Source organism: Dyella solisilvae, from assembly GCF_003351225.1.
In the GTDB taxonomy this organism is placed as follows: Bacteria; Pseudomonadota; Gammaproteobacteria; order Xanthomonadales; family Rhodanobacteraceae; genus Dyella; species Dyella solisilvae.
This window is the reverse complement of sequence record NZ_QQSY01000005.1, coordinates 95614-111596: the sequence shown is the minus strand read 5'-3', so window position 1 is coordinate 111596 and position 15983 is coordinate 95614. Positions and strand designations below refer to the sequence as shown.

18 protein-coding genes are annotated in these 15983 nt (G+C 66.2%); 7 read left to right on the top strand and 11 right to left on the bottom strand.

Annotation, left to right across the window (positions count from 1 at the left end):
* Positions 1 to 5: 5 nt before the first annotated feature.
* The 4 genes from folD to DVT68_RS16645 all read left to right on the top strand — a co-directional run bounded on the left by folD (position 6) and on the right by DVT68_RS16645 (position 4736).
* Positions 6 to 872 (top strand): bifunctional methylenetetrahydrofolate dehydrogenase/methenyltetrahydrofolate cyclohydrolase FolD, encoded by an 867-nt coding sequence (gene folD, locus DVT68_RS16660; RefSeq protein WP_114826232.1) that lies wholly within the window; start codon positions 6 to 8, stop codon positions 870 to 872.
* 111 nt (positions 873 to 983) lie between these two features.
* Positions 984 to 2441: an IMP dehydrogenase gene (gene guaB / locus DVT68_RS16655; protein ID WP_114826231.1), complete on the top strand. Its 1458-nt coding sequence runs from the start codon at positions 984 to 986 to the stop codon at positions 2439 to 2441.
* 289 nt (positions 2442 to 2730) lie between these two features.
* The gene (gene guaA / locus DVT68_RS16650; protein WP_114826230.1) at positions 2731 to 4311 is read left to right on the top strand and encodes a glutamine-hydrolyzing GMP synthase; all 1581 of its coding nucleotides are present in this window, start codon (positions 2731 to 2733) and stop codon (positions 4309 to 4311) included.
* Positions 4312 to 4379: 68 nt separating this feature from the next.
* Positions 4380 to 4736, top strand: a complete 357-nt coding sequence (locus tag DVT68_RS16645; RefSeq protein WP_233523526.1) for a gamma-glutamylcyclotransferase family protein — start codon at positions 4380 to 4382, stop codon at positions 4734 to 4736.
* Between the two features lie 33 nt (positions 4737 to 4769).
* On the opposite strand, the gene DVT68_RS16640 is transcribed toward DVT68_RS16645, so the two are convergent.
* The gene (locus DVT68_RS16640) at positions 4770 to 5480 is read right to left on the bottom strand and encodes an SDR family NAD(P)-dependent oxidoreductase (protein WP_114826229.1); all 711 of its coding nucleotides are present in this window, start codon (positions 5478 to 5480) and stop codon (positions 4770 to 4772) included.
* 21 nt (positions 5481 to 5501) lie between these two features.
* Positions 5502 to 6428 (bottom strand): NmrA family NAD(P)-binding protein, encoded by a 927-nt coding sequence (locus tag DVT68_RS16635; RefSeq protein WP_199536105.1) that lies wholly within the window; start codon positions 6426 to 6428, stop codon positions 5502 to 5504.
* Between the two features lie 54 nt (positions 6429 to 6482).
* Here DVT68_RS16635 and DVT68_RS16630 point away from each other — a divergent pair, with 54 nt between their 5' ends.
* The gene (locus DVT68_RS16630; RefSeq protein ID WP_114826227.1) at positions 6483 to 7394 is read left to right on the top strand and encodes a LysR family transcriptional regulator; all 912 of its coding nucleotides are present in this window, start codon (positions 6483 to 6485) and stop codon (positions 7392 to 7394) included.
* Positions 7395 to 7540: 146 nt separating this feature from the next.
* A complete protein-coding gene (gene tadA, locus DVT68_RS16625) occupies positions 7541 to 8029 on the top strand; it encodes a tRNA adenosine(34) deaminase TadA (protein ID WP_114826226.1) in 489 nt (162 codons plus the stop codon).
* 4 nt (positions 8030 to 8033) lie between these two features.
* Here the strand turns inward: tadA and DVT68_RS16620 are convergent, their stop codons facing one another.
* From DVT68_RS16620 to DVT68_RS16610, 3 genes are all read right to left on the bottom strand, one after another.
* Complete coding sequence (locus tag DVT68_RS16620; protein ID WP_158543527.1) at positions 8034 to 8843, bottom strand: CHAD domain-containing protein; 810 nt, start codon at positions 8841 to 8843, stop codon at positions 8034 to 8036.
* A 195-nt stretch (positions 8844 to 9038) separates the two neighbouring features.
* Positions 9039 to 9887 carry an NAD-dependent protein deacetylase gene (locus DVT68_RS16615; RefSeq protein WP_114826450.1) on the bottom strand — a complete coding sequence of 283 codons (849 nt, stop codon included), beginning with the start codon at positions 9885 to 9887 and terminating at the stop codon, positions 9039 to 9041.
* A 4-nt stretch (positions 9888 to 9891) separates the two neighbouring features.
* Positions 9892 to 10608 (bottom strand): HAD family hydrolase, encoded by a 717-nt coding sequence (locus DVT68_RS16610; protein WP_114826448.1) that lies wholly within the window; start codon positions 10606 to 10608, stop codon positions 9892 to 9894.
* Positions 10609 to 10810: 202 nt separating this feature from the next.
* Between DVT68_RS16610 and DVT68_RS16605 the strand changes: the two genes are divergently transcribed.
* Positions 10811 to 11581, top strand: a complete 771-nt coding sequence (locus DVT68_RS16605) for a Crp/Fnr family transcriptional regulator (protein WP_114826224.1) — start codon at positions 10811 to 10813, stop codon at positions 11579 to 11581.
* Positions 11582 to 11594: 13 nt separating this feature from the next.
* Here DVT68_RS16605 and ccoS read toward each other — a convergent pair whose 3' ends face one another.
* Genes ccoS through ccoO form a run of 6 tightly spaced genes read right to left on the bottom strand, consistent with a single transcriptional unit; the run spans position 11595 to position 15980 of the window.
* Entirely contained in the window at positions 11595 to 11810 is a 216-nt protein-coding gene (gene ccoS / locus DVT68_RS16600) for a cbb3-type cytochrome oxidase assembly protein CcoS (RefSeq protein WP_114826223.1), read from the bottom strand.
* Positions 11807 to 14020, bottom strand: coding sequence for a heavy metal translocating P-type ATPase (locus DVT68_RS16595; protein ID WP_114826222.1), 2214 nt, complete (start codon positions 14018 to 14020; stop codon positions 11807 to 11809). Before DVT68_RS16595 ends, ccoS begins: the two co-directional genes overlap by 4 nt.
* A complete protein-coding gene (locus DVT68_RS16590; protein ID WP_114826221.1) occupies positions 14017 to 14226 on the bottom strand; it encodes a hypothetical protein in 210 nt (69 codons plus the stop codon). The genes DVT68_RS16595 and DVT68_RS16590 overlap by 4 nt, the downstream gene beginning before the upstream one ends.
* Positions 14216 to 15118: a cytochrome-c oxidase, cbb3-type subunit III gene (gene ccoP, locus DVT68_RS16585; RefSeq protein ID WP_114826220.1), complete on the bottom strand. Its 903-nt coding sequence runs from the start codon at positions 15116 to 15118 to the stop codon at positions 14216 to 14218. The genes DVT68_RS16590 and ccoP overlap by 11 nt, the downstream gene beginning before the upstream one ends.
* A complete protein-coding gene (locus DVT68_RS16580) occupies positions 15115 to 15321 on the bottom strand; it encodes a cbb3-type cytochrome oxidase subunit 3 (protein WP_114826219.1) in 207 nt (68 codons plus the stop codon). Before DVT68_RS16580 ends, ccoP begins: the two co-directional genes overlap by 4 nt.
* Positions 15318 to 15980, bottom strand: coding sequence for a cytochrome-c oxidase, cbb3-type subunit II (ccoO, locus tag DVT68_RS16575; protein ID WP_114826218.1), 663 nt, complete (start codon positions 15978 to 15980; stop codon positions 15318 to 15320). The genes DVT68_RS16580 and ccoO overlap by 4 nt, the downstream gene beginning before the upstream one ends.
* Positions 15981 to 15983 lie beyond the last annotated feature (3 nt).

Sequence of the window (15983 nt, the reverse complement as noted above, 5' to 3'; positions counted from 1 at the left end):
CGACCATGACCGCACGCATCCTTGACGGCAAGCGTATTGCACAGGAACTGATGGATCGGATCGGCCGCCGCGTCGTCGAGCGCAAGGCCAAGGGCCTGGACGCGCCGGGCCTGGCGGTGGTGCTGGTTGGCGATGACGCAGCCTCGTCGGTGTACGTGCGCAACAAGCGCAAGGCCTGTCATCAGGTCGGCTTCCGTTCCTTTGACTTCGACATGCCGTCCAGCACCACGCAGGAAGAACTGTTCGCGTTGATCGACCGGCTCAATGCCGATCCGGCCGTGCACGGCATCCTGGTGCAGTCGCCGTTGCCGGACCATATCGACGAGGACGCGCTGGTCGATCGCATTGATCCGGTCAAGGACGTGGATGGCTTCCAGGCAGTCAACGTAGGGCGTCTCGCGCTGCGCCGCTTCGGCCTGCGTCCATGTACGCCGCGCGGCGTGATGACCTTGCTGGGCCACACCGATCGTCCGGTACGTGGCCAGCACGCGGTGGTGGTCGGCGTGTCCAACCACGTGGGCCGTCCGCTCGCGTTGGAATTGCTGATCGCCGGTTGCACCACCACCTGCTGCCACAAATTCACGCGTGACCTGGAGAGTTTCGTGCGCCAGGCCGACATCGTGATCGTCGCGGTGGGCAAGCCAGGCCTGGTCAAGGGCGAATGGATCAAGCCTGGCGCCGTCGTGGTGGACGTGGGCATCAACCGCCTGGAAGACGGCCGACTGGTGGGTGACGTCGACTTCGCCGCCGCCGCCGAGCGCGCCAGCTGGATCACTCCGGTGCCGGGCGGCGTGGGCCCGATGACGGTGGCCACGCTACTGGAAAACACGCTGGAAGCGGCCGAGGAGCGCGCGCTGCTGCAGCACGGCTGAGGTCACGCGAGAGGGTCATTGTCGCGTCTGCGACAACGGATTGTTCATGCGGCGTGTGGCGAGCATGCCGCGTTCCGCGTATAATCCTCTCTTTGCAGCGGGACTTTTCGCATGCGCATCCTCGCCGAGGCTCTCACCTACGACGACGTCTACCTCGTTCCGGCCCATTCGGCCGTCCTGCCGCGTGACGTAGACACTTCCACGCGGCTGACCCGAAACCTGCGCCTGAACATCCCCATCGTGTCCGCCGCCATGGACACGGTCACCGAAGCCCGCCTCGCCATCACCATGGCCCAGCAGGGCGGCATCGGCATCATCCACAAGAACATGACCGCCGAGCAGCAGGCCGCCGAAGTGCGCCTGGTGAAGAAGTTCGAGGCGGGCGTTATTCGCAGCCCGATCACCGTCGGTCCGCACACTTCCATTGGCGAAGTGCTGCGCCTGACCCGCGCGCACAACATTTCCGGCGTGCCGGTGGTGGAAGGCGAAAAGCTGGTTGGCATCGTCACCAGCCGCGACCTGCGCTTCGAGCGCAAGCATGAAGATCCCGTGCGCAACATCATGACCCGCCAGGACAAGCTGGTGACGGTGCGTGAAGGCGCCAGCCAGGACGACGTGCTGCAGCTGCTGCACAAGCACCGCATCGAGAAGGTGCTGGTGGTGAATGACGACTACCAGCTGCGTGGTCTCATCACCGTCAAGGACATCCAGAAGGCTCGCGACAATCCGAACGCCGCCAAGGATCGCCTTGAGCGCCTGGTGGTCGGCGCTGCGGTCGGCGTGGGCGGCGACACCGAGCAGCGCGTGGAAGCGCTGGTTGATGCCGGCGTCGACGTGATCGTGGTCGACACCGCGCATGGCCATTCGCAGGGCGTGATCGATCGCGCCGCGTGGGTGAAGAAGCGCTTCCCGCAGGTGCAGGTGATCGCCGGCAACATCGTCACCGGCGAGGCCGCGCGTGCGCTGCTCGACGCTGGCGTCGATGCGGTGAAGGTGGGCGTGGGCCCGGGCTCGATCTGCACCACGCGTGTCGTCGCTGGCGTGGGCGTGCCGCAGATCACCGCCATCGACCTCGTCGCCACCGCGCTGAAGGACGAGATCCCGCTGATCGCCGACGGCGGCATCCGCTACTCCGGCGACATCCCCAAGGCGCTGGCCGCCGGCGCATCCACCGTGATGCTGGGTTCGATGTTCGCTGGCACCGAGGAATCGCCGGGTGAAGTCGAACTGTTCCAGGGCCGCTCCTACAAGAGCTACCGCGGCATGGGCTCGCTGGGCGCCATGGCGCTGGGCTCGAAGGATCGCTACTTCCAGGACGAGGCGGACGCCGACAAGCTGGTGCCGGAAGGCATCGAAGGTCGCGTGCCGTACCGCGGTCCGCTGCGCAACATCATCCATCAGCTCATCGGCGGCCTGCGCGCCTCGATGGGTTACCTGGGCGCCGCCACCGTCGAGGACGTGCGCCAGAAGGCGCAGTTCGTGAAGGTGACCAGCGCCGGCGTGACCGAAGCCCACCCGCACGACATCCAGATCACGAAGGAAGCGCCGAACTATCGGCTGAATTCGTGAGGCAAGGGATGGCGCCGCGACTCCATCGCAGGCGCCGTCTCGCGTTACACACTGGGATGACCTTGCAGAGCCGTCATTCCAGCGCAAGCTGGAATCCAGCGTCTTTGGTTTCGTGCATAAAGGCACTGGATGACTCGCGAAGCTCGCCCCTTGGGGGCCGCCCTTTGGGCGTTCTGCGCGCTTCGCGCTTGTCCGGCTTTCGCCGGGATGACGGTAGTGAAGTCATTCGCAGGTCGGGGCGTTGCGGCGTTCCGACCTTTCTCTTTTTCAAACTCTGATTCCCGCCGCCATGACCGATATCCATAGCGACAAAATCCTCATCCTCGACTTCGGCGCGCAGTACACCCAGCTGATCGCCCGGCGCGTGCGCGAGATCGGCGTGTATTGCGAGATCTGGGCCTGGGACCACGATCCGGCCGAGATCGCCGCGTTTGGCGCCAAGGGCATCATCCTGTCCGGTGGTCCGGAGTCGACCACGCTGCCGGGCGCCCCCAGGGCGCCGCAGGAAGTGTTCGACTCGAGCCTGCCGATCCTTGGCATCTGCTACGGCATGCAAACGCTGGCCGCGCAGCTGGGCGGCGCCACCGAGGCGGCCGATGCGCGCGAGTTCGGCCACGCGGAAGTAGACATCGTGGCCAAGAGCCGACTGTTCGCCGAACTGAGCGACCACGACAGCGTGCATCGCCTGGATGTGTGGATGAGCCACGGCGATCACGTGTCCAAGGCGCCGCCGGGATTCGTCATCACCGGTTCCACCGACCGCATCCCGGTCGCCGTGATGGAGAACGAGGACAAGCGCTGGTACGGCGTGCAGTTCCATCCGGAGGTGACGCACACCAAGCAGGGCACCGCGCTGCTCAAGCGTTTCGTCACGGAAATCTGCGGCTGCCAGACGCTGTGGACCGCCGCGCACATCATCGAGGACCAGATTGCCCGCGTGCGCGAGCAGGTTGGCGACGACCATGTGCTGCTGGGCCTCTCCGGCGGCGTGGATTCCTCCGTGGTGGCGGCTCTTCTGCACCGTGCGATCGGTGACCAGCTCACCTGCGTGTTCGTCGATACGGGCCTCCTGCGCTGGCAGGAAGGCGACCAGGTGATGGCCACCATGGCCGAGCACATGGGCGTGAAGGTCATCCGCGTCAACGCCGCCGAGCGCTACTTCACCGCGCTGGAAGGCGTTGCCGACCCGGAAGCCAAGCGCAAGATCATCGGCCGCCTGTTCGTCGAGATCTTCGACGAGGAATCGGCCAAGGTCACCAACGCCGGCCACGGCCAGGTGAAGTGGCTGGCGCAGGGCACCATCTACCCCGACGTGATCGAGTCGGCCGGCAGCAAGACCGGCAAGGCGCACGTGATCAAGAGCCACCACAACGTGGGCGGCCTGCCGGAGCACATGAAGCTCAAGCTGGTCGAGCCGCTGCGCGAGCTGTTCAAGGACGAGGTGCGCCGCATCGGCGTGGAACTCGGCCTGCCGCGCGAGATGGTCTACCGCCATCCGTTCCCGGGCCCCGGCCTGGGCGTGCGCATCCTGGGCGAGGTGAAGCCGGAATACGCCGAGCTGCTGGCTCGCGCCGACGCCATCTTCATCGAGGAATTGCGCGCCTGGGATCTGTACGACAAGACCAGTCAGGCCTTCGCCGTGTTCCTGCCGGTGAAGTCGGTGGGCGTGGTGGGCGATGCCCGTGCCTACGAATGGGTGATCGCGCTGCGTGCCGTGGAGACCATCGACTTCATGACGGCGCATTGGGCGCACCTGCCGTATGACTTCCTTGGCAAGGTTTCTAATCGTATTATCAATGAGTTGCGCGGTGTTTCTCGTGTCGTTTATGACATCAGTGGCAAGCCGCCCGCAACCATCGAGTGGGAGTGAGTCGGGCTACCCTTGATGGCTCGGCGAGTCTCAAGAAGTCTTGATAACTGCTTGATGGTAAAGACTTTATGATGTCGCCGGCTTCTGATCGTTGCGAGCTGCTGTTCTCCTACGGGACGCTGCAGCTCGAGCGTGTCCAGCTCGAGTCTTTTGGCCGGTTGCTGGATGGCGAGGACGACGCCATGCCGGGCTATCGCCGGACCATGGTGGAGATCACCGATCCAGACGTTCTCCGCAAGAGCGGCGAACGCTTCCACCCCATCGTCGCGCCCAGCGACAACCCGGCAGACGAAGTCGCCGGCAAGGTGTTCCGGATCACCGCGGCGGAGTTGGCCGCGGCTGATCGATATGAAGTCTCGGACTACAAGCGGGTCACCGTGCGTCTCAGGTCCGGCAGAAAGGCCTGGGTCTATATCCAGGCCTGACCCCGCCAGCGGGCGCGGGCGCCGCCTTCGGCATCACCAGGGCACGGTCTCGCCCAGGCGCGTGAGGTACTGCAGGCCGCTGCGACCGGTCTGCGCGGTCACCACGTCGACGACGCGCGGGATGCTCTCGCTGATCTCGAAGGTGGCGCCGGATCCGCCCATGTCGGTGCGCACCCAGCCCGGCGCGATCAGCAGCAGGGTGCGGGTGGATACGGATTGGCGGGCAGCGTAGCTGCGCATCAGGGTGTTGAGCGCGGCCTTGCTGGCGCGATAACCCTCCCAGCCGCCGTCATGGTTGTTGGCGACGCTGCCGAGTCCTGAGGACATGGCGGCGATCACGCCGCCGGGCGACACGAGCGCATCCAACGTTTCAATGACGCGCATCGGGCTGAGCGCGTTGGTGGTCATCATGCGGAGGAAGGCGTCGGTGCTGGTCTGGCCGATGGGCTTGTCTGCCTCGAGCGAGATGCCGGCGTTGACGAACAGCACGTCGAGCGGCGCGCCTTCCAGTCGCTGGCGCAGGGCGGTGATCTGTTCGGGGACATCGATGTCGAGATGCTCGATCAACAGCCGGCCATCGGCGCCGGCCTGCAGTTCATGCAACGGCGAGTGGCCCGATCCGCGCACGGTGCCGATGACGTTCCACCCACGCTTGAGGTATTCGGCGACGAGCGCATGGCCCAGGCCGCGCGAGGCGCCAATGATGAGCGCGGTCTGTTGCTTCTGTTGTTCGTTCGATGTCATGTCACGCCTCGTCGATGGGTATCAGGCGGATCGATCGAGCAAGCCTTGCAGCACGGTTTCCAGTGTGGTCACGGCCTTGCGTGAGCCGGCCTGACCGTGCTCGAAATCGATCCAGCCCTCGTTGAAGCCGTCGAGCATACGCATGCGAGGCTCAGGGTTCTGCATGCCTTGTGTGTGAAACAGGTGTTCCCAGGTGTCCCGGGGCACGGGTTCTGTGCGCACAGGGCGGCCGAGCACAGCAGCGAAGCCGCTGGCGATATCGAGGGCAGAGTAGCGGCGCGGGCCCTCCAGTTCGATGACACGATGACCCTGCCAGCTTTCCACCAGCGTGCCCGCGACCGTGCGCGCAAGGTCGGCCGTCGCGACCATGGGTATCGGGTGATCCAGAGGCTGCAGGAAGCTGGGAATCAAGCCGCTGCGGGCAGCGGCGACGTCCCATGCGGCATTCTCCATGAACCAGCCGGCGCGCACGAAGGCGGTGGGGATCGGCAGCTCGCGCAGTGCGGCCTCGACCATGCGGGAGTTGTTGAGCAACGAGAAGGTTGCGACGTGTGCGCCGACCGTGGACAGGAACACCAGCTTGTCTGGGCGCGCCACGGTCACGGCCTGGCTTACCGTCGCGATGATCTTGCGGATGCCGGGAAAGCCGGGCGCGGGATCGTAGTCGGGCGGAATCATCAGGAACACGCCGTCCACGCCGGCAAAGGCGGCGGTCAGGGCGTCGGCATCGTCGGCGGTGGCCAGTGCGATCTCGCAGCCCCGATCGATCCAGCGGGCCGCCTTGGCTTCATCGCGCAGGATCGCGCGGACGGCGTGGTCCGTTTCCAGCAGTTCATTGGCTACTTGGCCGCCAACCTGGCCGGTGACACCCATCACGGCATACATGTTCGACATCCTCGATGTGGCGGCGACGAGCCGCGTTCGGGGGTGATTTTGGGCGTCGGCCACTAGTTTCGCGATAACATCAATGGCAATTGATAGATGACAAAAGAGCACTAATTCATGGCCTTCGACGAACGCATGCTCAATGGCATCAGCGTATTCGCTGCGGTGGTCGACAGCGGCAGTTTTGCCGCTGCCAGTGAGGTGCTGGACATGTCGCCGCCCGGCGTCAGTCGGGCGATCGCGCGGCTGGAGGCGCGGCTGGGCATCCGCCTGCTCGATCGCACCACGCGCTCGGTTCGCCTGACGGACGAAGGCCGACGCTTCCACGCCCAGGTGCTGCCCTTGCTGGCGGGGCTGGAAGAGGCCGCGGCCAATGCGGCGCAAGGTGCGACCATCGTGCGCGGACGGTTGCGCGTGCACATGGATCCCTTGTTCTCGCGCCTGGTGCTTGCCCCGCGCGTGGGTGAATTCATGGCGGCGTACCCGCAACTGGAGGTGGAGCTGGCCACGCGCGATCAACTGGGCGACATCGTGGCGGACGGGTTCGATCTGGCCGTCCGTTTCGGCGAGCCGCCAGACTCCAGTCTGGTGGCCCGCAAGCTGCTGGAGACGCGCATCCTTACCGTCGCTGCGCCGTCGTATCTGCGTCGCCATGGACGGCCATCACAGCCGCAGGACCTGGAAGGCGGCGCGCACGTCTGCATCGAGTTTCGCGATCCGGCGACGGGCCGTACGTTTCCCTGGGAGTTCCACCGCAAGCGCAAACGCGTCGCCGTGAAAACCTCGGGTCGCCTGATCGTCAACGATGGCGGCACCATGCATGCGGCTTGCGCGGCGGGCTATGGCATTGCCCAGGTCATGGACGTGGCCGCCGGGCCGCTGGTCGCAGGCGGCCAATTGATCGAGTTGTTTCCTGATTGGCCGGACGAGCGTTTTCCGCTCTATGCGCTCTATCCCTCGCGCCACCATCCGTCCGCCAAGGTGCGTGCCTTCCTCGATTTCGTCGTCGGCCTTGCTGCAGCGGTGTAGTGCCGGCTGGCCACTCGCCTTGAGCATCAAGTGGGAGGCGGCGCCCTGGCGAGTCCGCCGGATGGAAGGCATTCCCGTCACTGACGCCATGGAAACGTGGGTGCACGCGGTAGAATGCCGGCTCGCGCACGTTTCCGCAGCCATTTATGACCGACCAGATTCCGCTCCCGGAGCCGGCCTTTTCCGAGCAAGACGAACGTTACATGCGCCGTGCGCTGCAGCTGGCGGCGCACGCGCGCGATGCCGAGAACGAAGTGCCGGTGGGCGCCGTACTGGTACAGGGCGAAGAGATCATCGGCCTCGGCTGGAACCGCAACATCACGCTCAACGATCCCAGCGCGCATGCGGAGATCATGGCGCTGCGAGCGGCGGGCGAGAAGCTGTCGAACTACCGCATGCCCGGCGCGACGCTGTACGTGACGCTGGAGCCGTGCGCGATGTGTTCCATGGCGCTGGTGCATGCGCGCATTGGGCGCGTTGTCTATGCGGCGACTGATCCCAAGACCGGCGCCGCAGGCAGCGTGTTCGATACGCTGATCTCGGACCGGCACAATCATCGCGTCGCGGTGGAGGGCGGTCTGCTGGCGGACGAATCCTCGACCATGCTGCGCGAATTCTTCCGCGCCCGCCGCTGACGTCTCAGTGCGCGTGGGGGCGCCAGTAAGGACGCAGTTCTTCCAGTCGCGTCAGTGAATGCACGGACTTCTTCGAAGCATCGAAAGCCATGCGCTTGGCCCAGCGGCGAAACGGCTTGAGCTGGGGGCCTTCCTCGCCGCTCCCTGCCAACGACGGCAACAGTGCGCTTCCCATCATGTAATCGTGCGCCTGTCCGAGGTGGCCTTGCAGGTCCGCCAGTTGCTTGAGCCACGCGGCTGACGACTGCCTGGGAAACACGTGCTGATACAGCTCGATCGTGTAACGCAGCTTCTTCGTGGCGGTGCGCAGGCGATGCAGGCGTTTCTGGCCGCCATCCAGCTTGGCGGCGCGCTTCTTCAGCGTCCCGAAACGCTCTTCGATCGCCGCCGCCGCCACCTGACGCACCGCGCTGTCGCTGGGCGGATCCAGTGACAACACCCAATGTCGCCATGCCTGCAAGGGAACCGCGAGATCGTGTTTCTTGAGCGCGATCACCGCCTGGCGATGGGCTTCCTGTTGCCGGTCGGACACTGTCTGCCGCATTTGCTCGGGATCGCCGAGCCTGGCGCCTTCCTTGCCGATGAACGCAGGCAAGGTCGCGTCGCTGAGGATGTCGATGTCCCGGCAAGACCCGGTGGCTTCGCGGCACTGGCGCAGATAGCGCAGCACGTCGTCCAGATCATCGTCGGAAAACCTGGCGACGTCTTTCAAGGTAGCGGTAACGCGGCGCAAGGACACGCGCCAGGCGTGCAGCAATTTCGCGTCGTAGGGCTCTTCGAGCAGGCGCTTGCGTGCGTCATGCGCCTTGGTCATGTGGCTGTCCAGCGATTGCCGGATGCAGTCGAACGCCGACTGCCTCTCCGTGCGCCCCCTCGCTCGACCCGAGGAAACACGGGATGCGGTACCGCGATGCTGCAACCTGGCATTCATGGAAACCTTCCAGACGACCGGGGATTTCTACTTTGCATCAAATTGTCACAATTCGCGAGAGACTTACCGTCGCGGGCTTCACACTATGAAAGCCAGGGCCCCGGCGCAGGATTGTTCGATTTTCAGGCTGAGCAGCGGATCGGCGCGGGTGCGCCCCAGGTTGATCGCCGCAATCGGCTTGCCGTCGCGCGCGGCGGCCGCCACGAAGCGGTATCCCGAGAACACCATCAGCGACGAGCCGACCACGAGTACGCCGTCGGCTGCGTTCAGCGATGTGATGGCGGCGTCAACGCGCCCGCGCGGCACGCCTTCGCCGAAAAACACCACGTCGGGCTTGAGGATTCCACCGCAGTCCGGGCAGGGTGGAACATCGAAGGTGGAAAAATCCCGTCCCTCCAGATCCGCGTCGCCGTCTGGCGCGTCTCCGGCGTCGAGCTGCGCCCACGTCGGATTGAGCTCGACCAGAGTCCGCTGAAACTCGTCGCGGGGAAGGCGACGATCGCAGGACATGCAGCGCACCTCGTCCAGACGGCCGTGCAGGTCGATCACCTGACGGTGTCCGGCCGCCTGGTGCAGGCCGTCCACATTCTGGGTGAGCAGCATGGCGACATGGCCGTGCTGCTCAAGGCGCGCGAGTGCGTGATGGGTGGCGTTGGGGCGGGCTCGCCCGAAGCGTCGCCAGCCAACCAGGCTACGCGCCCAGTAGCGCTGCCGGGTCGCCCGCTCGCCCATGAAGGCCTGGTAGGTGACCGGCTGCGGGCGCTTCCAGCCGCCGTCGCTGTCGCGGTAATCGGGAATGCCCGAATCCGTGCTGCAACCGGCGCCGGTCAGTACGAACAGGCGCGGATGCGCGGCGATGAAATCGCGCAGGCGCTCGCGGTCTTGCTCCAACGACGGCGATGCGGTTGAAGCGCTTTCCGGGGACATGGTTTCAGGCGACTGCACGAGCCCGTAGCTCCTCGACGGCGCCGGCGATGTCCGCCGGATCGTCCACCTGAACCACATGCGAGCCGCCGTCGACGAAGTCGGTATCGGTCTCGTGCGCCCAGGTGACGTGGTAAGGCATGTAGACGCCCCATCCACCCAGCTGCACCACCGGCGCGATGTCAGAGCGCAGAGAGTTGCCAACCATGGCGAAGCGTTCCGGCGTCAGTGAGAACTCCTCGAGCACGCCGAGATACGCGCGCTCGTCCTTCTCCGAGACGATCTCGATGCGGTGGAACAGGTCGGTAAGGCCGCTGTTCGCCACTTTCTGCTCCTGGTGGAACAGGTCGCCCTTGGTGATCAGCACTACGCGGTGGTTCGCTGCGACTGCTTCCACGGCGGCGCGGATCCCGGGCAGCAATTCGACCGGATGCGCCAGCACCTGCTTGCCGAGTTCAATGATGCGGTGCAGGTCGTCGGCGCTGATGCGCGACCGCGTGATCTCGATGGCCGATTCCAGCATCGACAGCGTCATGCCCTTGGCGCCGTAGCCGAACAGCCTGATGTTGCGCCGCTCGGTGGCCAGCAGGCGGTCGTGGACGTGGACGTCCGCCAGATCCACGTACTCGCCGATGATGCGCTCGAACTCACCGTGCGCGGCCTGGTAGTAACCCTCGCTGTGCCACAGCGTGTCGTCGCCGTCGAAACCCACCAGTTCAATCACGTGATTCACCTGCTGCGTGTTGCCATCAGCGCGCCTGTCGCGCTGGCGTAGGAATTTTCCCAGAAAACCCGCGCGACCGCCGAGGGTCTTAGCAGACACCGTTCAGGACAAGCGACTGTGGCAGGAGGACGCAGGCCGGGCACGCGGCAGCGGACGTCCTAGAATGGCTCATCGCCCCTCAGGCATCAGCCCCATATTCACCATGCCTACCACACTGTCGCTCGTACCCAAGGCGCCGCTTCCCCAGCCGACACTGCACAGCGAGTGCTCCGGAACCTCGGATCGCTGCGCGTTTTCGCATGAATGCCTTTCCACCGGCTATCGAAGGAACGAGCTGGAGGCGCTGCACGGCCTGGTCGAGCACATGCAGGAGCATGACGAGGGCAAGCATCTGTTTCGTCGTGGCGAGCCATTCCGCGCGATCTATGCCGTGCGCAGCGGTTGCGTGAAGACCTCGATATACAGTCGCGACGGCCGCGAGCAGGTGCTCGGCTTCTACCTGCCCGGCGAGGTGGTTGGCCTCAACGCCATCTATCCCGATTGCTATCCGTGCGATGCGATCGCGCTCGAGTCCACCACGTTCTGTCGCTTCTCGTTCCCGGCGATGAGCCGTCTCGCCGCTGAGGTTCCGGTGGTGCAGAACCACCTGTTCCGGCTGCTGAGCCGCGAGCTGGGCATGGCCAGCATGCTGGCGGGCGATCACACTGCGGACGAGCGCGTCGCCGCGTTCCTGCTCGACCTGGGCGAGCGCCAGGGTCGCCGCGAACATTCCACCACCGTGTTCCATTTCCCGATGTCGCGCAGCGATATGGCCAACTACCTGCGCCTGGCGCCGGAGACGGTGAGCCGTGTGCTGAGCCGCTTCCGTGACCGCGGCTGGGTGGACATCACCGGCCGGCATGCCCGCCTGCGCGATCCCGTCGCGCTGCGCGAGGTCGGCGCCCCCTTGCTGCAGGCGGCCGCGGCCGGCTGAGCCGATGCGCCGCTCAGTGCGGCGCGTCGACCTTTTCGGTGGAGAGTGCTTCGGAGGAGGATGCCGCGTCCTGTGGCTTGTCTTCCGGCTCGGGCTCTTCCATCAGCGGCAACATGCCCGGGCTGTCCAGGTCGTCGAACTGCTGGTGGTTGACTGCCCAGAAGAAGATCACGACCGCCACGATCACGATCAGCAACGTCACCGGGATGAGCACCAGAAGGATATTCATGCCAGCACGTCCGCTTCGCGGGCGACGGGACGCCCGATGCGCCAGGCATTGAGCACCACGGCCAGCGAACTCACCGACATGCCAATGGCCGCCAACCAGGGTGGCACCAGGCCCAGCGCCGCGAACGGCACGGCGCAGAGGTTGTAGCCAAGCGACCAGCGACGCCCCTGGGCGATCACGTCCCGCACCTGGCGGGCGATGGCGCGCGCCTCGACCAGTCCGTGCAGGCGCCCGTGCAACAGCAGGAAATCGGCATGCGCCTGGGCCAGGTCCGTACCGCTGGCCAGTGCGGCCGACACGTCGGCGCCCGCCAGCACGGGTGCATCGTTGTTGCCATCACCCACCGCCAGGGTGATGTGGCCCTCGTGGCGCTTGCACTCCAGCAGGGCGAGCTTGTCCTGGGGCGTGCAGGGCGCATGCCACTCGGTGACGCCAAGACGGTCGGCCATGGCGGCCGCGCGCGCCGCGGTATCGCCGCTGGCGATGACGGCGCCGATGCCCAGTCCGCGCAGGGCCTGCAGGGTCTGGGCGGCGTCTTCACGTGGCGCCTCGCCGACGCTGAAGGCGATCAGCGGGCCGGAGTCATCGGCCAGCCACAGGTCACCCTCCGCCGCGTCGGCAACCACGCCGGCGAAACGGGAGTGCCCGAGACGCAGGGCTAGGCCTTGTGCGACACCGCTGATTCCGCCTCCGCTGGCGACCTCGACACGCTGGGCGTCCGGCACGCTCGCGTGGCCCGCAGCGGCGGCGACGGCGCGCGCGAGCGGGTGGGAACTCTCGCGGGCGAGTGACGCGGCCAATGGCAACCAGTCGGCCGCATCGCGGCCGCGGCAGCAACGCGCCTGGGCGACGTCAATGTGCGGCTCAGTCAGCGTGCCGGTCTTGTCGAACACGGCGATGTCCACCTCGGCCATGCGCGCCAAGGCGGCGCTGTCCGCAACCAGCACGCCGCGCTGGGCGAGCACGCCGAGAGCCCGGGTCAGGGCGCTGGGTGAGGTAAGTGCGAATGCGCAGGGGCAGGCGATCACCAGCACGGCCACTGCCGATTCAAACGCGCGCTGCGGATCGACCAGCAGCCAGCCGGCGGCGGTCAGCAGAGTGAGCAGCAACACGCGCGCCACAAAGCGGCGCAGCGCCACGTCGTCCGCCGAGGCGGCGGCGTCACGGGCAATGCGGGCCTGGGTGCTGAGGGCGCCCACGCGCGCGGCGGCGGTGTCATTGCCGCTGTGCTCCACCTGCAGCTCGATCGGGCCGCCGACCAGCACGCTGCCGGCGACCAGATGATCGCCGCGGTAACGCACCACCGGCCGCGACTCGCCCGAGAGCAGGGATTCGTCGACCTGCACCTGCTCGCTCGCCAACCTGCCGTCGGCAGGCACGATGCCGCCTTCGCGGACGAGCACCCGGTCGGCGGGCAGCAGTTCGATGGCCGGGACGGTTTCGAGGCTGCCGTCGGCGAGGCGCCGCTCCGCAAAGAGTGGCGTGCCGTCGATCACGGCGTCGCCCAGCGCGCCGCTGCGGTGGCGCGCCTTGAGTTCGATGTAACGTCCCGCCAGCAGCAGGAACACGAACATGCTCACCGAGTCGAAGTAGATCTCGCCGCTGCCGCGCACGGTGTTGATGGCGCTGGCGACGAACACCAGCCATACCGCGATCGCCACCGGAAGGTTGATGCCCAGGCGGCGCTCGCGCAGCTCCTGCAGCGCGCCGCGCACGAACGGATGGGCCGAATAGAACACGACCGGCGCGGTGGAAATCAGGCCGAGCCAGCGGAACAGTCCGCGCGTGGTGAAATCGACAAAGTCGACCACGCCGATATAGATGACGAAGGCGTACGTCATGACCTGCATGGCGCACATGCCGGCGACCAGCAGCCGCTTGAGCATGTCGTGGGCTTCGCGTGAACGCGCGTCGTCGATGCTGTCGCTGCGCAGCGGCTGCGCCATGCAGCGCATGGCGGCGAAGGTCTGCAACAGGGCCGGCAACGAGGTGCGCTCGCCGTCCCACACCACGCGCACCCGCTTGGCGGGCGCGTCGACGGCGACGCGCCGCACACCGGGCAGCGAGTGGATCATCTGCTCGAGTCGCAGCACCTGCCGCGCGCCCTGCAAGGCGTCAACGCGCAGCGCGACCTCGCAGTGCCCGTCCTGCCGCCTGCGCACCACCTGGGCCGCCAGTTGCGGATGTGACCATGCTTCGTAGGTGTTCATCGTGGCGCGCTGCTATGGCTGCTCGACGGCACGCCGAACACCGGATGCTGCGTTGCCAGTGGCTTGTCCGCGTAACGGGCTCCGAGCACGATCATCCACACGCAACCGGCAAGAGAGGCTGCAAAGATCGCCACGCCAAGCCAGAGGATCGGTTGCCGATACCAGGGCGAGCCTGGTACCGGCGCAGCGGGATGGTTAATCGACATGGTCCGGGTGGGACAGGCTGTACACGTACGAGGCCAGCACGCGGATCTGATCGTCAGTCAGGCGCGGGCTCCAGGCCGGCATCTGGCCCTGGCGGCCGCCACGGATGGTGGTCTCGATATCCTCCACGGTGCCGCCGTGCAGCCAGATCTTGTCGGTGAGGTTGGGTGCGCCCAGCGCCTGATTGCCCTTGCCCTCCGGGCCATGACAGGCGGCGCAGGTAGCAAACAAGGGCTTGGCCGCGGCCGCCTGCTGCTCGTTGTGCGGCGAGCCGGAGAGGCTCAGCACGAACTGCGCGAGGTTCTTCACGTTCTCCTCGCCCAGGCTGGCCCAGGGCGGCATGACGCCGGCGCGGCCATCATGGATCGACGTGAAGATCGCCTTGCCGTCGCCGCCATAAAGCCAGTCGTTGTCGGTCAGGTCCGGGGCGCCCAGGCGCTGGTTGCCCTTCGCTTCGCGCCCATGGCAAGCGGCGCAATTGTCCAGGAACAGCCGCCGGCCGAGCTGCTGGGCGGCAGGGTCGTGGGCAAGCTGCTCGATCGGATAGAGCGAGAAGCGCTTCATCATCTCGTTGAGCTTGGCGTTGTTGGCGGCGACGTTCGCGCTCAGCTCGCCATGCGAAGTCCAGCCGAGCAGGCCCTTGACGCGACCGAAGCCGGGAAACAGGGCCAGGTAGATGAAGCCGATGACGAACATCGTCGCCGACATGAATATCCACCAGCGCGGAAGGTTCTGCAGACCCTCGCGCAGCACGCCGTGGGCCCACACGTGGCCGGTGGTGCCGTCTTCCTGCACCGGAATCTTGGCGCGGGGGGCCCACACGAACAGGAACAGCGTGATGCCCAGGTTGAGCACGATCAGGAACATGATCCAGAGCGACCAGAACAGGCTCATGGCTGCTGATCCTTTGCGGGCGTCGGTTGCGCCGCGGCTTGGTTGTCCAGGTCATCTTCCATCGGCAACTGCGCCATGCGCGTGAACGGCTGCTTGTGGCGGCCGCTCCAGGCCCAGGCCCAGATGCTGATGAAGGTGACCATCATCACCACGATGATCACGCCGGTCAGGTGACCCCAGAAATCCGCCCAGACGTCGCTCATGGCTCGCCTCCGTCATTGGCTGGGCCGGTGGAACCGCCGAGGCCGCCGGCGGGTTCGTTCTTGATGCCCAGTCCCTGCAGGTACGCGATCAGCGCCTGCATCTCGGTCTTGTCCTTCACGGCATCCGGAGCGCTTGCGATGTCGGCGTCGGTGTATGGGTCGCCGAGCTTGCGCAGGCCGCGCATGCGCGCCTGGATGTCGGCGCCATCGATCTTGGCCTGGGTCAGCCACGGATAGCCCGGCATGTTGGACTGCGGCACCACCTGGCGCGGATCGATCAGGTGCATCTCATGCCAGCGATCGGAATACTTGCCGCCGACGCGGGCCAGGTCCGGACCGGTGCGCTTGGAGCCCCACTGAAACGGGCGGTCGTAGACCGATTCCTCGGCCACCGAGTAGTGCCCGTAACGCTGCGTTTCGGCAGCAAGCGCGCGGATCATCTGCGAGTGGCAGAGGTAGCAGCCCTCGCGCACGTAGATGTCGCGACCGGCCAGGCGCAGTGCGTCGTACGGCTTCACGTTGGCCGGCGCCTTGACCGCATGGGCTTCCATGAACAGCGGGGTGATCTCGGCGAGGCCGCCGAGCGACACCATTACTGCGGTGAGGATGCCCAGCAGGGCGGCATGCTTCTCGATCGCTTCGAATTGCTTATAGGACATGGC

Coding starts and splice junctions, on each gene's coding strand:
- ccoP (WP_114826220.1), bottom strand. CDS start 15,118: ATGAGCCTGTTCTGGTCGCTCTGGATCATGTTCCTGATCGTGCTCAAC.
- ccoO (WP_114826218.1), bottom strand. CDS start 15,980: ATGTCCTATAAGCAATTCGAAGCGATCGAGAAGCATGCCGCCCTGCTG.
- guaA (WP_114826230.1), top strand. CDS start 2,731: ATGACCGATATCCATAGCGACAAAATCCTCATCCTCGACTTCGGCGCG.
- folD (WP_114826232.1), top strand. CDS start 6: ATGACCGCACGCATCCTTGACGGCAAGCGTATTGCACAGGAACTGATG.
- DVT68_RS16645 (WP_233523526.1), top strand. CDS start 4,380: ATGATGTCGCCGGCTTCTGATCGTTGCGAGCTGCTGTTCTCCTACGGG.
- guaB (WP_114826231.1), top strand. CDS start 984: ATGCGCATCCTCGCCGAGGCTCTCACCTACGACGACGTCTACCTCGTT.
- ccoS (WP_114826223.1), bottom strand. CDS start 11,810: ATGAATATCCTTCTGGTGCTCATCCCGGTGACGTTGCTGATCGTGATC.
- DVT68_RS16590 (WP_114826221.1), bottom strand. CDS start 14,226: ATGTCGATTAACCATCCCGCTGCGCCGGTACCAGGCTCGCCCTGGTAT.
- DVT68_RS16595 (WP_114826222.1), bottom strand. CDS start 14,020: ATGAACACCTACGAAGCATGGTCACATCCGCAACTGGCGGCCCAGGTG.
- DVT68_RS16630 (WP_114826227.1), top strand. CDS start 6,483: ATGGCCTTCGACGAACGCATGCTCAATGGCATCAGCGTATTCGCTGCG.
- DVT68_RS16580 (WP_114826219.1), bottom strand. CDS start 15,321: ATGAGCGACGTCTGGGCGGATTTCTGGGGTCACCTGACCGGCGTGATC.
- DVT68_RS16640 (WP_114826229.1), bottom strand. CDS start 5,480: ATGACATCGAACGAACAACAGAAGCAACAGACCGCGCTCATCATTGGC.
- DVT68_RS16620 (WP_158543527.1), bottom strand. CDS start 8,843: ATGACCAAGGCGCATGACGCACGCAAGCGCCTGCTCGAAGAGCCCTAC.
- DVT68_RS16605 (WP_114826224.1), top strand. CDS start 10,811: ATGCCTACCACACTGTCGCTCGTACCCAAGGCGCCGCTTCCCCAGCCG.
- DVT68_RS16615 (WP_114826450.1), bottom strand. CDS start 9,887: ATGTCCCCGGAAAGCGCTTCAACCGCATCGCCGTCGTTGGAGCAAGAC.
- tadA (WP_114826226.1), top strand. CDS start 7,541: ATGACCGACCAGATTCCGCTCCCGGAGCCGGCCTTTTCCGAGCAAGAC.